The sequence below is a fragment of the Streptococcus raffinosi genome, assembly GCF_030284685.1.
In the GTDB taxonomy this organism is placed as follows: Bacteria; Bacillota; Bacilli; order Lactobacillales; family Streptococcaceae; genus Streptococcus; species Streptococcus raffinosi.
Map to the genome: position 1 here is coordinate 63,899 of NZ_JASUZV010000008.1, position 13,742 is coordinate 77,640.

The window sequence follows — 13,742 nt, forward strand, 5'->3', positions numbered from 1 at the left end:
AAAAAGAGAGGTTATGTTATTACGAGAGAAATGGTTTCAAAGGGAAAAAATAAAGAAAAAACGTCTCGATGGTCTAAGGTAAAGTCTAATGCAACAATTCTTATATCTCTAGGTGCTCTTGTGATATCTGGTTGGGTTGGATACTCAAATAATAAAAGGGCTCAATATTTAGAAAGTACAAATTTTAATATTATTCAAAATTTTTGGCAAGACTCTCCTAGCTTTATGTTATATAATGAATCTCAAAAACCACTTACTTCCCCACCTAAGCCATCATATTTTATGTATATTCCTGCAAAACTGTACTATATTTTAAAGGATGGAAGTAGGTTCTCGGTATTGATATTGCTACCGGTTTCATACGATAATATTATTTCTCAATCTGGTTCAGGAAAAACTATCGATACAATACAGACTTCAGTTTTACCAAATAATTTTTATGGTAAATTAGGTGGTAGAGATATGAAGTCAATGCTTATTGGTGAGCAAAAGAAGGATGAAATAGCATATGAAATTCGAGTATATCCATATCTAGCGATAGCTACAAATTTCGATTATTCATATAAAGATAATCCCTCAAAAAAATACACAGAAAGTTTTATCTCTACCCCGTGGAATAAAACAAAGTTAAGTGATAAAAGATATCGAGATTTAATTGATTATTCTAAAAATATTGCGCATTTTCAAGAAAATGAGATAAAAGTAAATGGTAATGAGAGTATTTATGATACAGCATTTAAATATTTAAGCAGAGAGTTTAAGCATCTTCTAAATAATAAGGACTTATCGCAGACAGATAAGGAGAAGTTGTACTCTCTACAAGGAATAAGGTGGGATATTGATCAATCATCACGAGATTATTATGGGAATTTTGAAAATGATATGAAAAACTCTAGTAGTTTTGAAGAGTTTCAAAGTAAATTACAAAATGATTCAAATTTTAATGGATTAGGTAAGTTTTTGTCAGAAAAAGTTGTTCCTGTAAAGGATCCCTTGTACCCAGATTATTAGTAATTTATTTTTGCTTCATCCTTTATATGTAAATTTTTGAAAAGCCGAAATATCATAATTCGTCTATAACTAACTAGATATTAACAATTTTCACAAACTAATTTTTATTACCAATTCGAAATTTTTTTAAGAAATATAACAGATCCTAGATGATTTCCACCTTCTTGCATTCTATTGTAACCTAGAGAAAGATATGTTTAGTTAGATTAGCTAACTAAACAAGCATATTTTTGATTTGGGTCTCTGAGGATCATTATTAGTGATTTCCACTCGCATGGCGATATGTCCTAGAGTTTATAACTTTGGTAATACAGATAAGGGCTCAATGGATCGAAGATAACGTTAAATTTACCTTGGAAGAAAGCGGCGTATTTTAGGTTGCAAGCCAGAAGGGAAAATTATAAGATAGAATTAGGGAGAGCGCTTACTATCAATAGATAATTAGGTTTATAAAGAAACAAGTCATTTATTTTCTACATAGTTTATTAACTATTTGTAGTGTCATTGACTAGAAATCAATGGAGGTAGAAAAATGGATTTTAATGTTATCGATTACCTAGCTTACCATGCAGATGTAGCTGTTCCGGCTATTATTCTTATGGTTATTGTTTCTGCTATATACTTAATTTTTTATGGCATACGACCAATAAAAACACGCTTTTTTATCCTTTTTCTCTTATCTATAGTCTCCCTCATAATCTTCGTGGTGGATAATCCTCTCTATTATTATTTGGGTAGTCCATACTCAGGCTTATTATTTGTTTTTTACTATCTGATGGTCTTTTCAGTGTTTTATGTGCCATTCTCGCTAATAGCTTTTATAAAAAGTCTTCTACATTTAATACGCTTTCAAACCAAATACTCAATCTTACTAGTTATTAATAGTTTCTTTGCCACATTACTGGCTTTCATCAACTTGCTTTTTTTACAGGGATCCTTAGAATTTATTCCTAATTCATCCATGTACCTTATTTTTCTTCTCCTAGCGATAATTGGTATTGTTCAAAATATAATAGGAGGAAAGGAAAATGAAAAAAATAAAGACTATATTGCTAAGTCAGGAAAAGACAGTGTGAGGTAGACCTATGTTATCTAAGATATTAAGTTTTTTACTTTGCTATCCTCAAGTGGTGTTTCCTGCATGTGGAGGGGCAATAGCTTATTTAAGCGTTTATAAAAAGAGACCACTAAAAACACACTTTTTGATCTTACCTATACTAGTAGTGATAACCTTCCTTCTATCTTTGATAGATAATCCCTTCTCACAGAGGACCTACACGGGGTTGTTATTGGCTTTCTACTATATCTATGTTTTTTCTCCCCTAAGTGTTGCTTGTAGTATCACATCACTTTTAAAAAGTATCTATCATTATAGGTTATTTCGTATCCCGCTAGCTACTGTTCTCGTAATCAACGCCTCTATAATGACTTGTTTAACACTTTTAAACTTTATCTTATTCTTTGGGGAACTTTCTACTTCATTGACTCTATCTTGTGTACTTTTCATTTTAATTGCGATAAGTACAGTGGTTCAATTTGTGATTGGTGAAATAGAAACTAGGAAGGTGAAAACCATTCTTCTACAGTTACAAAGTCAAGGAACAACATTGTAATTAGAGGTGTTGCAGTGAAGTAGGGGGTCTACTATTTGTCTTTTATATTATTTCAAATCATTACTTAAACTAAAAAATAAAGAGAAATCTTATGTCTAATATTCAAAACATGTCCCTTGAGGACATCATGGGGGAGCGTTTTGGTCGCTACTCCAAATACATTATTCAGGAGCGTGCGCTTCCTGATATTCGTGACGGTCTGAAACCCGTTCAACGTCGTATTCTTTATTCCATGAATAAGGATGGCAATACTTATGACAAGGGCTATCGTAAATCTGCCAAGTCTGTGGGTAACATTATGGGTAATTTCCACCCCCATGGTGACAGTTCCATTTATGATGCCATGGTCCGTATGTCTCAGGATTGGAAGAATCGTGAAATCTTGGTTGAAATGCACGGTAACAACGGTTCTATGGACGGTGATCCACCAGCGGCCATGCGTTATACAGAGGCACGCTTGTCAGAGATTGCGGGCTACCTTCTTCAAGATATCGATAAAAACACAGTCCCATGGGCTTGGAATTTTGATGATACAGAGAAGGAACCAACCGTTTTACCCGCCGCCTTTCCAAACCTCTTGGTTAATGGGGCTACAGGGATTTCTGCTGGTTATGCCACAGACATTCCACCACATAATCTGGCAGAGGTCATTGATGCTGTTGTCTACATGATTGATCACCCATCTGCTAAACTGGATAAATTGATGGAATTCTTGCCTGGCCCAGATTTTCCAACAGGGGCTATCATCCAGGGCAAAGACGAGATTCGCAAGGCCTACGAAACCGGTAAGGGCCGTGTAGTTGTGCGTTCACGTACTGAAATCGAACAACTCAAAGGTGGCAAGGAACAAATCATCGTTACTGAGATTCCTTACGATGTCAATAAGGCTGTCTTGGTTAAAAAAATCGATGATGTTAGGGTCAATAACAAGGTTCCAGGCATTGCGGAAGTTCGTGACGAGTCTGACCGTACTGGTCTGCGTATTGCTATTGAACTTAAGAAGGATGCTGACAGTCAAACCATTCTGAACTATCTTTTGAAATATACGGATCTTCAAGTCAACTACAATTTCAACATGGTGGCCATCGACAATTTCACTCCACGTCAAGTGGGCTTGCAAAAGATTTTGTCTAGCTACATTGCCCACCGTCGCGATATTATCGTTGCTCGTTCAAAATTTGACAAGGATAAGGCTGAAAAACGTCTTCATATTGTGGAAGGACTCATCCGTGTCATCTCTATTTTGGATGAGGTTATTGCTCTTATCCGAGCTTCTGAAAATAAGGCTGATGCTAAGGAAAATCTTAAAGTCAGCTATGATTTTTCAGAAGAACAAGCTGAAGCTATCGTGACCTTGCAACTCTATCGTTTGACCAATACAGATATTGTCACTCTCCAAAATGAGGAAGCCGATTTACGTGAACAAATTGCGACCTTGGCTGCAATCATTGGAGACGAGCGTACCATGTTTAATGTCATGAAACGTGAACTTCGTGATATCAAGAAGAAATTTGGTAATGACCGTCGTTCAGAGCTACAAGCGGAAACCAAGACCATTGAAATTGATACCGCAAGTTTGATTGTTGAGGAAGAAACCTATGTCAGCATCACTCGTGGTGGTTACGTCAAACGTACTAGCCCACGTTCTTTCAATGCTTCAACGATTGATGAAGTCGGAAAACGTGATGATGATGATTTGATTCTGGTTCAGCAGGCTAAGACGACACAGCATCTCTTGATGTTCACTAACCAGGCCAATGTGATTTATCGTCCAATCCATGAGTTGCCAGATATTCGTTGGAAGGATTTGGGAGAGCATTTATCACAAACCATCACTAATTTATCTAAGGATGAAGAAGTGCTTTATGCTGAAATTCTGGATGATTTTGAAGCTGGTACTTACCTAGCAGCCACTAAACTTGGTCAGATTAAACGTTTCGAACGCAAGGAATTTACCCCATGGCGTACCTACAAGTCTAAGTCGGTTAAATACGCTAAACTTAAGGATGCTAGTGATTGTGTTGTCACAGTCACCCCAATTCAGATGGATGATGTCATGATTATCACGCAAAAAGGCTATGCCCTCCGTTTCAATGCTGACGAGGTACCAGTTGTTGGTGCCAAGGCAGCAGGTGTTAAGGCAATCAACCTTAAGGATGATGATACCGTTCAGGCCGTTTTTGTGGCAAATACCCAAAGTTTCTATCTTCTTACACAAAGAGCTAGTCTCAAAAGGGTAGCTACAGCAGATATTCCACAGGCTAAGCGAGCTGGTCGAGGTCTCCAAGTTCTTCGTGAGCTTAAGACTAAACCGCACCGTGTCTTTACGGCTGGTCCAGTCTTTACAGAAAATTCTGGTGGTGAGATAGATCTTCTAGCAACACCAGCGGAAGAGGCCCCTCAAACCTTGCTTGTCACAGCTACGACTGGTGAAACAGCAGAAGTTGATTTGTCCCTTCTTAATCTTTCAGAGCGTACTAGCAATGGAAGTTTCATTGAAGGACTAGCAGACAAGGAAGTCTTCGCTGCCAAGATTATTGAAAAATAAAGATAAGAAAGCTTTGTTCTCTTATTTGAGAACAGAGTTTTTTTATCGTTCAATCCTCCCAAAAAGAATTGTCAGAATTTTGCAACATAAACTTGAAATTTTCAATGAAAAGGACTATACTATAAAGCACATAGTAACAGAAAAGAGGACATATACATGACAGTTGATTTAGACTGGGAAAATTTAGGATTTAATTACCATAAACTTCCATTCCGTTATATTTCACATTACAAAGACGGAAAATGGGATGAAGGTCATTTGACTGAGGATGCGACTTTGCACATCTCAGAAGCATCCCCAGCTCTTCACTATGGTCAAGAAGCTTTCGAAGGACTCAAGGCTTACCGTACCAAAGATGGTTCAGTTCAATTGTTTCGTCCAGATGAAAATGCCAAACGTTTGCAACGTACAGCCGATCGTCTTTTGATGCCACAGGTTCCCGTTGACAAATTCGTAGATGCTTGTAAACAAGTAGTCCGTGCCAATGAAGAATATGTTCCACCATATGGAACAGGCGCAACACTCTATCTTCGCCCACTTTTGATTGGGGTAGGAGATATTATTGGTGTTCACCCTGCTGATGAATACGTCTTTACTATTTTTGCCATGCCAGTAGGGAACTATTTCAAAGGTGGTTTGGCTCCAACAAACTTCCTTATTCAAGACGAATACGACCGTGCTGCTCCACATGGTACGGGTGCTGCTAAAGTTGGTGGTAACTACGCAGCAAGTATGTTGCCAGGTAAGATTGCACATGACCGTAAATTCTCAGATGTTATCTACCTTGATCCTGCAACTCACACTAAAATTGAAGAGGTTGGTTCTGCAAACTTCTTCGGTATTACAGCTGATAACGAGTTCATCACTCCACTTAGCCCATCCATCTTGCCATCAATTACGAAATTCTCTTTGCTTTATTTGGCTGAAAAACGCTTTGGCATGAAAGCTATTCAAGGTGATGTTAAGATTGCTGAATTGGACAAATTTGTTGAAGCTGGTGCCTGTGGTACAGCTGCTGTTATCTCACCAATTGGTGGTGTACAACACGGTGACGACTTCCATGTCTTCTATTCAGAAACAGAAGTAGGACCTGTTACACATAAACTTTATGATGAGTTGACTGGTATTCAATTTGGTGATGTTGAAGCGCCAGAAGGATGGATTTTCAAAGTTGACTAAATCATAAGAAATTAACGTTTATTTTAAGGCTTGCTCTTGCAAGCTTTTTTCTTTTTCGGTAAAATTAAAGAGATACATTAAGAAAGGATGACTTGAGCCAAGTCTCAAGTGTAAATCTATGAGCAAAAAAGACAAAAAAATTGAAATTCAAGTTAAAGATGCCAAAGTAACTGTTAACAAGGCAATCATTGAAGGGTTTGAGCTTGTTGTTGGTAAAAAAGTTATCGGCCAAATTGTAGAAATTGATGGTAAATTTGCTGTTGTCGATAAAGAAAACGTCGCAGGCTTCCACAAGAAAATGGATCAAGCAGTAGCTGCCATTATTGAAGCCTATAATCTTAATCATTAAAATCCAAAGTAAAGGCTTGCTTTGGTCAAGAAACTGTGATATACTATTTCTTGTTCTTAAAAGGAGAGATAGCGAAGAGGCTAAACGCGGCGGACTGTAAATCCGCTCCTTCGGGTTCGGGGGTTCGAATCCCTCTCTCTCCATATCTAAGAGACTGAGTCGAATAGTCGATGTCAAGTACTTAGATGTTTTTTTATGGCATTTTGCTATTGGGGTATAGCCAAGCGGTAAGGCAAGGGACTTTGACTCCCTCATGCGTTGGTTCGAATCCAGCTACCCCAGTCAAAGGTATCGGGTGCTTCGGCACCGCCTATGTCAACAATTGTCTTTGCGGGTACCTTGAAAAATATATTGTTATCAAGAGTCAGAATTGGCTGTCTCTTGTTGGAGGATCTTTTTAGAATGAACGAATTTGAAGAATTGCTAAACAGTGTTAGCGAAGTTAACACAGGTGACGTTGTAACAGCTGAAGTTATCTCAGTAGATAATGATCAAGCAAATGTTGTTATCGAAGGAACTGGTATCGAAGGTGTTTTGACACGTCGTGAATTGACAAACGACCGTGACGCAAACGTTGCAGACCTTGTTAAAGTTGGTGAAACACTTGAAGTGCTTGTTCTTCGTCAAGTTGTTGGTAAAGATACTGATACTGTAACTTACCTTGTATCTAAAAAACGCTTGGAAGCTCGCAAAGCTTGGGATAAACTTGTTGGTCGTGAAGAAGAAGTTGTTACTGTTAAAGGAACACGCGCTGTTAAAGGTGGACTTTCAGTTGAATTTGAAGGTCTTCGTGGATTTATTCCAGCTTCAATGATCGATACTCGTTTTGTTCGTAACACTGAACAATTTGTAGGTCAAGAATTTGACGCTAAGATTAAAGAAGTTGATCCAGCTGAAAACCGTTTCATCCTTTCACGTCGTGAAGTTGTTGAAGCAGAAGCTGCAGAAGCTCGTAAAGAAGTCTTCTCTAAACTTGAAGTTGGTTCAATCGTAACTGGTAAAGTTGCTCGTTTGACAAGCTTCGGTGCTTTCATTGACCTTGGTGGTGTTGATGGACTTGTTCACGTGACTGAATTGTCTCACGAACGTAACGTTTCACCTAAATCAGTTGTTTCTGTTGGTGACGAAGTTGATGTTAAAGTTCTTGCTATCGACGAAGAAGCAGGTCGTGTATCACTTTCACTTAAAGCAACAACACCTGGACCATGGGATGGCGTTGAACAAAAACTTGCTGCTGGAGATGTTATCGAAGGTAAAGTTAAACGCTTGACTGACTTCGGTGCTTTCGTTGAAGTATTGCCAGGTATCGATGGCCTTGTTCACATCTCACAAATCTCACACAAACGTGTTGAAAATCCAAAAGATGTTCTTTCAGTAGGTCAAGACGTTACTGTTAAAGTTCTTGAAGTAAACGCTGATGCAGAACGTGTATCACTTTCTATCAAAGCTCTTGAAGAACGCCCAGCTAATGCTGAAGGTGAAAACAACGAAAAACGTCAATCACGTCCACGTCGTCCTAAACGTCAAGAAAAACGTGACTACGAACTTCCAGAAACTCAATCTGGATTCTCAATGGCGGATCTTTTCGGAGATATCGAATTGTAATATAGAAAAGAGGCATGGAAACATGTCTTTTTTTATATTTTAGAGTATGCTATAATAGTATACTGTTAGCACCCTTAGTGTAATGGATATCACGTAAGATTCCGGTTCTTGAGATAGGGGTTCGATTCCCTTAGGGTGCAAAAGACAAGAGCGTTGAGAGATTTATTCTTTCAACGTTTTTTAATCTGAGTCATATTTAGGTGCCATAAGATTTGTAGACTTTGAGCTTATGATGTTTACAGTAGGTAATATTTTGCTATTTATTAAAAATTTTGCTATAATACTCAATATCTCATATTGGGGTCGTTACGGATTCGACAGGCATTATGAGGCATATTCTGCGACTCGTGTGGCGACGTAAACGCTCAGTTAAATATAACTGCAAAAAATACAAATTCTTACGCTGTAGCAGCCTAAACACCTGCTCGCGTGACTTCTAGCAGATTGCTTATGTTTGCTTAGAGGTTTTATTGATTTATAAGCTACGTTCGACCATTGCCTAGCTGGTCGAAAAGAGATTTATAGGCTCGCATATAGAAGGCTTGAGTTATGTGTCGCCTATCTGTTAAATGAAAGACATAACCTATGGTTGTAGACGAATATGTTGGCAGGTGTTTGGACGTGGGTTCGACTCCCACCGGCTCCATAAATACTTGAGGCGTCAGCCTTTTATTTGTGTATAGGAATTTATTATGAAAAAACTTTTGTCTTTGGCCGTTTTAGGTCTTTCACTTTTTACCTTAGCTGCTTGTGGACATTCTTCGTCTAAGACTGAGACGAAGGGGTCTGTGGATAATGAAGCTTCAAAGATTCTAACAGTTAAACATGGCAATGTTCGTCAGAACTTTGATAAAATTTCCATGGCAAATGCCTCTCAGGAATTTTCAGGGGGGTCAAATCTTGATACTTTGAAAGGTTTGTTTGGAGAACCCTCATCAACTAGCCAAGAGCAGGCAGGAGATGCTAAACTGGATGTCTACAATTGGCAGTTTGATAATGTCGTTGTTACGGCTAAACTTTTCAATAATAGTACTGTTGTTAAGTCACTCTCAAACTTTTCTTTTGTCCGTGATCCTAAAATCACCTTGAAAATGTATGAAAACCTTAAAAATGGAACGAGCTATGATGATGCCGTTAAAACACTTGGTACACCAGATGTTTATTCTATTGCAGTATCTTCTGATGCTACAATGACACAGGCTCTTTGGTCATCAAATCTTGTCGCTAAAAAGGGTGAAACAGGTAGTCTTACTCTTAACTTCAAGAATGGTGCCTTGGAAAACAAATCTCAAGCAAATTTGATTAACAAGTAATAATAGGAAATGATGCCTTTCTAAATCAATGAAGGCATTTTTTTGTTATAATAAAAAGAGTGATTAAAACGATGGAGATGCAATGACCCGAAAAAGATTTTTTTGTCGGAATTACTGTATTAATTCTGCTATTTTTATTACCTCTCTTACATAACATTTTCCCTTTAATCAGGTTTTGGGCCAATGCTAAGCATGACCAAGACTTCTTAAGAGAAGCTTTTAAGCAGGCTAATTTCCAAAATGTACTGATTCTTCTTAGTCTCATGATTCTATCATCGGCTATTCCTGGAGTTTCAAGTTCGTTTTTTTGTATTTTCGTTGGTCTGCTTTACGGTCCCTTCTTGGGCATTCCTATGAATATCCTTGGGAATACTTTTGGAAATTTAACTAGTTTTGAAATCCTAAGAAGACTCGAAAAGCCCGAGAGGTCTAAACGTATGGAGAAACTCCTAACCTATATTGAAAACTTTAAGCATCGTTTTATTGGCATTTCTCTGGCTTTCTCTATTCCCTTTATTCCATCAGCTTTGGTCAATTATGCTTGTGTTCAGATGAAATTACCCACAAGGACAAGGATTTTAGCGACACTAATTGGAGTGACGCCACTCTCCGTTGTTCATGCCGTCAGTGGGGATTTGTTGCTAAATAGTCGCCCAATTCGAATACCATTAGTGGCAATACTTGCCCTTTTGTTGTTTATCTCACTCGTAATTTACGTTATCCATTTTAGGAAGGAAAAAAATGAGCTTCATTCAAGTAACTAAGGAAGAATTTAACACATATGCTCAACAGGTTTCAGAGCGTTCTTTTATGCAAACAGAGGAAATGGCTAAGCTTCTTGAAAAACGTGGATTTAGCATTAGCTATGTCGCTTGGAAAGAAGGCAATCAGCTAGAAATCTCAGCAATTGTCTATAGTATGCCTATGACTGGTGGGCTTCGTATGGAAGTGAATTGTGGACCTATTCACTCCAATACGACTCATCTGAGCGACTTTTACCAAGGATTGAAGGACTACGCTAAAGCAAATGGTGCGCTTGAGCTGTTAATCAAACCTTATGATACTTATCAAACCTTTGATAGTAATGGGGAGCCAACTGGTGATGAGCAAAAGCAGCTGATTAGCCAATTGACTAACTTAGGTTATAGCTTTGATGGTTTGCAAACAGGTTATCCTGGTGGTGAGCCTGACTGGCATTATGTGAAGGATTTATCAGGGATTACAGAAAAAGATTTGATTAAGTCTTTCAGCAAAAAAGGGAAACCATTAGTTAAAAAAGCTAAAACCTTTGGTATCAAGCTGAAAAAACTGAAGCGTGACGAGTTATCCATTTTTAAAGAAATCACTTCAGCGACTTCTGATCGTCGAGAATATAGTGATAAATCGCTGGATTACTACCAAGATTTTTATGATGCCTTTGGTGATAATGCTGATTTTATGGTTGCTACTTTGAATTTCCAAGATTACCTTGAACATTTAGAGAAGGATCAGGCTAAATTGGGAGCTAGAATTGTCAAATTGCAAGCTGATTTGGAAACTAATCCTAAGTCTGAGAAAAAACAAAACCAATTGCGAGAGCTATCAAGTCAGTTTGAAACTTTTGATGTTCGCAAGGGAGAAGCAACAGCCTTTATTGACAAGTACGGTCAAGAAGACATTGTTCTAGCCGGAAGTCTCTTTGTTTACACCCCTCAAGAAGCAGTCTATCTTTTTAGTGGTTCTTATCCTGAATTTAATAAGTTTTATGCTCCAGCACTCTTGCAAGAGTATGTGATGACACAGGCTATTAAACGTGGTATCAGTTTCTATAACTTCCTTGGTATCATGGGCATTTTTGATGGTTCAGATGGGGTTTTGCGTTTTAAACAAAACTTTAATGGTTATATCGTTCGTAAAATGGGAACTTTCCGTTATTATCCACAACCGTTTAAATATAAGGCCATTCAAGGAATTAAGAAACTGCTTGGACGTTCTTAAGATGTAGAGGGCTTCTATTGGAGGCCTCTTTCATTATAATTCTGTTTTTGGAATTACGACATATATAAGAGAGTTTAGAGGAAGAAGGAGGTAGGTTGATGAAACTTGCATTATTAGGGACAGGAATGATTGTTACAGAGGTTTTGCCTGTTTTGGCAACTATTGAGGGAATTGAGCTGGAGGCTATAATGTCGACACCACGATCACTTGATAAGGCTGAAGTTTTAGCTAAGCAATATGGTCTAATTCAGGCGACAAGTGATTATGAAGCAATCTTGTCCAATCCAGATGTTGATACCATTTATGTTGGAACACCTAATCATACCCACTATGACTATGCCAAACAAGCACTTCTAGCTGGCAAGCATGTCATCTGTGAGAAACCTTTTACCCTGCATTTGGAAGAGTTTGAAGAGCTGACTAAGCTTGCCCAAGAAAAAAAGCTTCTCTTGATAGAAGCTATAACCAATCAATATCTAGCTAATTTCACAGCGATTAAGAATTCTCTAGCAGAAATCGGTGATATCAAGATTGTGAATATCAATTATTCTCAATATTCATCACGCTACGATGCCTTTAAACGTGGTGAGATTGCTCCTGCCTTTAACCCTGAAATGGGTGGGGGAGCGCTTAGAGATCTGAATATCTACAATATCCATCTTTTGGTTGGACTTTTCGGAAAGCCTAATCGTGTGGAATACCTACCTAATGTGGAGAGAGGAGTGGATACGTCAGGAATTCTAGTTTTGGATTATGGTAACTTTAAGGCTGTTGCCATTGGAGCTAAAGACTGTAGTGCTGACATTCGTTCAACAATTCAAGGAGATAAGGGAGCTATCACCATTTTGGGTGCTACCAACACTCTTCCTGAAATTGGTCTTATTCTTAATGGTCAAGAAGAGACTGTGACTAATCTTAATAGTCCGCATCATCGTATGTACGATGAATTTGTAGCATTTGAGAAAATGGTAGCTACCAATGATATTGACAGTGTTGCCAAGCAGTTGGAGCATAGTCGTCAGGTTATGGAAGTTCTGGATCAGGCCTCTAAAGTTTTGTAAGATACTAAAAAACAAGCAGTGGCATTAGCCATTGCTTGTTTTGGATTTATACAGTTGTTGGGAATGAAATCTCAATCAATTTTTCGGTGTGTACTGTTTGGAGTTTATCCATCAAAACGATATCTTTGTCAATTTTGCGTTTGAGGAAGAATTCACGGATGATTTCTAATTCGTTATCCTTAACAGCACGGTGTTTATTTGAAATCAATAGTTCGTAATGTTTAGGTGCTTGTGTAAAGACAACATCTGTATTTCCAGCAGAATAGGTTTCTACGAGGAAGGCATCTGTATTATCAAGTTGGTTTTGTACAAGTTCTTGGTGTGTTTGCGTCGTGTTAATAAGTTTCATAGTTACCTCCTAGGATTTGGCAGTTCTTGTATGGCTAGCTTTCCATTGTTCGATTCCCCACTTATGGCTGCCGCGTTTAAGCTTGGAAATCGCTTCATCAATTGGGAACCATGCCAGCTTGTTGAAATCTTCTAGGGGGTTACCAATTTCTGAAAAATCTACAACTTCATAAATGTAGGCTGGATTGTAAAAGTAAGTGTCACGGTGGCTTGAATAGAAGTATTCGTCAGCCTGTCCATAGTACTGTCCTAAAGTGGCTGTATACCCAAGTTCTTCAATTAACTCGCGTTTTAAGGCACTAAAGTGATCCTCGCCTGCTTCGATTTCTCCACCTGGGAGAAACCAAGCCCCGTTAGGAGCCTGAACTAAAATAATCTTCGTCTTGTCTTGGTTAGGAATCACAGCATAAACACCGTAACGTGTCTGATAATGAGCTCCCTCAACCTTATCACCAAATGTTGGATTCATAAGTTGCTCCTTAGGTTTATTTGCCTATATTATACTAAAAAAATCCTCATTTTCCTATTGATTTAGGCAGAATTACAGAGAATTTTGAAAATGGAAAATTGAAAAGTGTGAAAAAAGGAGTAAGACAGAAGAAATTTTAAATGACGTTTCTTCTGTCTTACTCCCCTTAGGGTCAAACAAGCCTAGAAGCCTGTTTGAGATAGTAGATATGGAAAATGTTACCCCATACCTTGAGTTTTTCTGATTTGAAAATTATAGCACCTTGTCCT

12 protein-coding genes, 3 tRNA genes and 1 other RNA gene are annotated in these 13,742 nt (G+C 38.1%); 14 read left to right on the forward strand and 2 right to left on the reverse strand.

All coding sequences use genetic code 11. From position 1 onward, the window contains the following. The first annotated feature begins 30 nt into the window (after positions 1-30). The 14 genes from QRD39_RS06535 to QRD39_RS06600 all read left to right on the forward strand — a co-directional run bounded on the left by QRD39_RS06535 (position 31) and on the right by QRD39_RS06600 (position 12,656). Positions 31-1,011: a hypothetical protein gene (locus QRD39_RS06535; RefSeq protein ID WP_285956048.1), complete on the forward strand. Its 981-nt coding sequence runs from the start codon at positions 31-33 to the stop codon at positions 1,009-1,011. A gap of 532 nt (positions 1,012-1,543) precedes the next feature. Continuing rightward, positions 1,544-2,092 (forward strand): hypothetical protein, encoded by a 549-nt coding sequence (locus tag QRD39_RS06540; protein WP_285956049.1) that lies wholly within the window; start codon positions 1,544-1,546, stop codon positions 2,090-2,092. Positions 2,093-2,715: 623 nt separating this feature from the next. Further along, the gene (gene parC / locus QRD39_RS06545) at positions 2,716-5,172 is read left to right on the forward strand and encodes a DNA topoisomerase IV subunit A (RefSeq protein ID WP_285956050.1); all 2,457 of its coding nucleotides are present in this window, start codon (positions 2,716-2,718) and stop codon (positions 5,170-5,172) included. Positions 5,173-5,322: 150 nt separating this feature from the next. Beyond that, positions 5,323-6,351, forward strand: a complete 1,029-nt coding sequence (locus tag QRD39_RS06550) for a branched-chain amino acid aminotransferase (protein WP_285956070.1) — start codon at positions 5,323-5,325, stop codon at positions 6,349-6,351. A 118-nt stretch (positions 6,352-6,469) separates the two neighbouring features. Continuing rightward, complete coding sequence (locus tag QRD39_RS06555; RefSeq protein WP_002889065.1) at positions 6,470-6,700, forward strand: DUF2969 domain-containing protein; 231 nt, start codon at positions 6,470-6,472, stop codon at positions 6,698-6,700. Between the two features lie 62 nt (positions 6,701-6,762). Beyond that, a tRNA-Tyr gene (locus tag QRD39_RS06560) sits at positions 6,763-6,843 on the forward strand. Between the two features lie 67 nt (positions 6,844-6,910). Then, positions 6,911-6,982: transfer RNA gene (locus tag QRD39_RS06565), tRNA-Gln, on the forward strand. A 120-nt stretch (positions 6,983-7,102) separates the two neighbouring features. Next, positions 7,103-8,305, forward strand: a complete 1,203-nt coding sequence (gene rpsA, locus QRD39_RS06570; RefSeq protein WP_002889064.1) for a 30S ribosomal protein S1 — start codon at positions 7,103-7,105, stop codon at positions 8,303-8,305. Between the two features lie 68 nt (positions 8,306-8,373). Continuing rightward, positions 8,374-8,445, forward strand: a tRNA-Arg gene (locus tag QRD39_RS06575). 159 nt (positions 8,446-8,604) lie between these two features. Beyond that, positions 8,605-8,954: a transfer-messenger RNA gene (gene ssrA / locus QRD39_RS06580) on the forward strand. Between the two features lie 43 nt (positions 8,955-8,997). After that, positions 8,998-9,618, forward strand: a complete 621-nt coding sequence (locus QRD39_RS06585) for a DUF3862 domain-containing protein (protein ID WP_008534087.1) — start codon at positions 8,998-9,000, stop codon at positions 9,616-9,618. A 353-nt stretch (positions 9,619-9,971) separates the two neighbouring features. Then, positions 9,972-10,382 (forward strand): TVP38/TMEM64 family protein, encoded by a 411-nt coding sequence (locus QRD39_RS06590; protein WP_285956051.1) that lies wholly within the window; start codon positions 9,972-9,974, stop codon positions 10,380-10,382. After that, positions 10,360-11,595 carry an aminoacyltransferase gene (locus QRD39_RS06595; protein ID WP_285956052.1) on the forward strand — a complete coding sequence of 412 codons (1,236 nt, stop codon included), beginning with the start codon at positions 10,360-10,362 and terminating at the stop codon, positions 11,593-11,595. Before QRD39_RS06590 ends, QRD39_RS06595 begins: the two co-directional genes overlap by 23 nt. A 98-nt stretch (positions 11,596-11,693) precedes the next feature. Then, the gene (locus tag QRD39_RS06600; protein WP_285956053.1) at positions 11,694-12,656 is read left to right on the forward strand and encodes a Gfo/Idh/MocA family protein; all 963 of its coding nucleotides are present in this window, start codon (positions 11,694-11,696) and stop codon (positions 12,654-12,656) included. A gap of 46 nt (positions 12,657-12,702) precedes the next feature. Here the strand turns inward: QRD39_RS06600 and QRD39_RS06605 are convergent, their stop codons facing one another. Then, on the reverse strand, positions 12,703-13,005 hold the full coding sequence (locus QRD39_RS06605; protein ID WP_002889059.1) for a DUF1827 family protein: 303 nt from the start codon (positions 13,003-13,005) through the stop codon (positions 12,703-12,705). Between the two features lie 9 nt (positions 13,006-13,014). Continuing rightward, a complete protein-coding gene (locus tag QRD39_RS06610; protein ID WP_002889057.1) occupies positions 13,015-13,473 on the reverse strand; it encodes an NUDIX hydrolase in 459 nt (152 codons plus the stop codon). Positions 13,474-13,742: the final 269 nt, after the last annotated feature.

Excerpts from the sequence above, each read along its gene's own strand:
- QRD39_RS06535 (WP_285956048.1), top strand. The coding sequence starts at position 31 with ATGGTTTCAAAGGGAAAAAATAAAGAAAAAACGTCTCGATGGTCTAAG.
- QRD39_RS06540 (WP_285956049.1), top strand. The coding sequence starts at position 1,544 with ATGGATTTTAATGTTATCGATTACCTAGCTTACCATGCAGATGTAGCT.
- parC (WP_285956050.1), top strand. The coding sequence starts at position 2,716 with ATGTCTAATATTCAAAACATGTCCCTTGAGGACATCATGGGGGAGCGT.
- QRD39_RS06555 (WP_002889065.1), top strand. The coding sequence starts at position 6,470 with ATGAGCAAAAAAGACAAAAAAATTGAAATTCAAGTTAAAGATGCCAAA.
- rpsA (WP_002889064.1), top strand. The coding sequence starts at position 7,103 with ATGAACGAATTTGAAGAATTGCTAAACAGTGTTAGCGAAGTTAACACA.
- QRD39_RS06585 (WP_008534087.1), top strand. The coding sequence starts at position 8,998 with ATGAAAAAACTTTTGTCTTTGGCCGTTTTAGGTCTTTCACTTTTTACC.
- QRD39_RS06590 (WP_285956051.1), top strand. The coding sequence starts at position 9,972 with ATGAATATCCTTGGGAATACTTTTGGAAATTTAACTAGTTTTGAAATC.
- QRD39_RS06595 (WP_285956052.1), top strand. The coding sequence starts at position 10,360 with ATGAGCTTCATTCAAGTAACTAAGGAAGAATTTAACACATATGCTCAA.
- QRD39_RS06600 (WP_285956053.1), top strand. The coding sequence starts at position 11,694 with ATGAAACTTGCATTATTAGGGACAGGAATGATTGTTACAGAGGTTTTG.
- QRD39_RS06605 (WP_002889059.1), bottom strand. The coding sequence starts at position 13,005 with ATGAAACTTATTAACACGACGCAAACACACCAAGAACTTGTACAAAAC.
- QRD39_RS06610 (WP_002889057.1), bottom strand. The coding sequence starts at position 13,473 with ATGAATCCAACATTTGGTGATAAGGTTGAGGGAGCTCATTATCAGACA.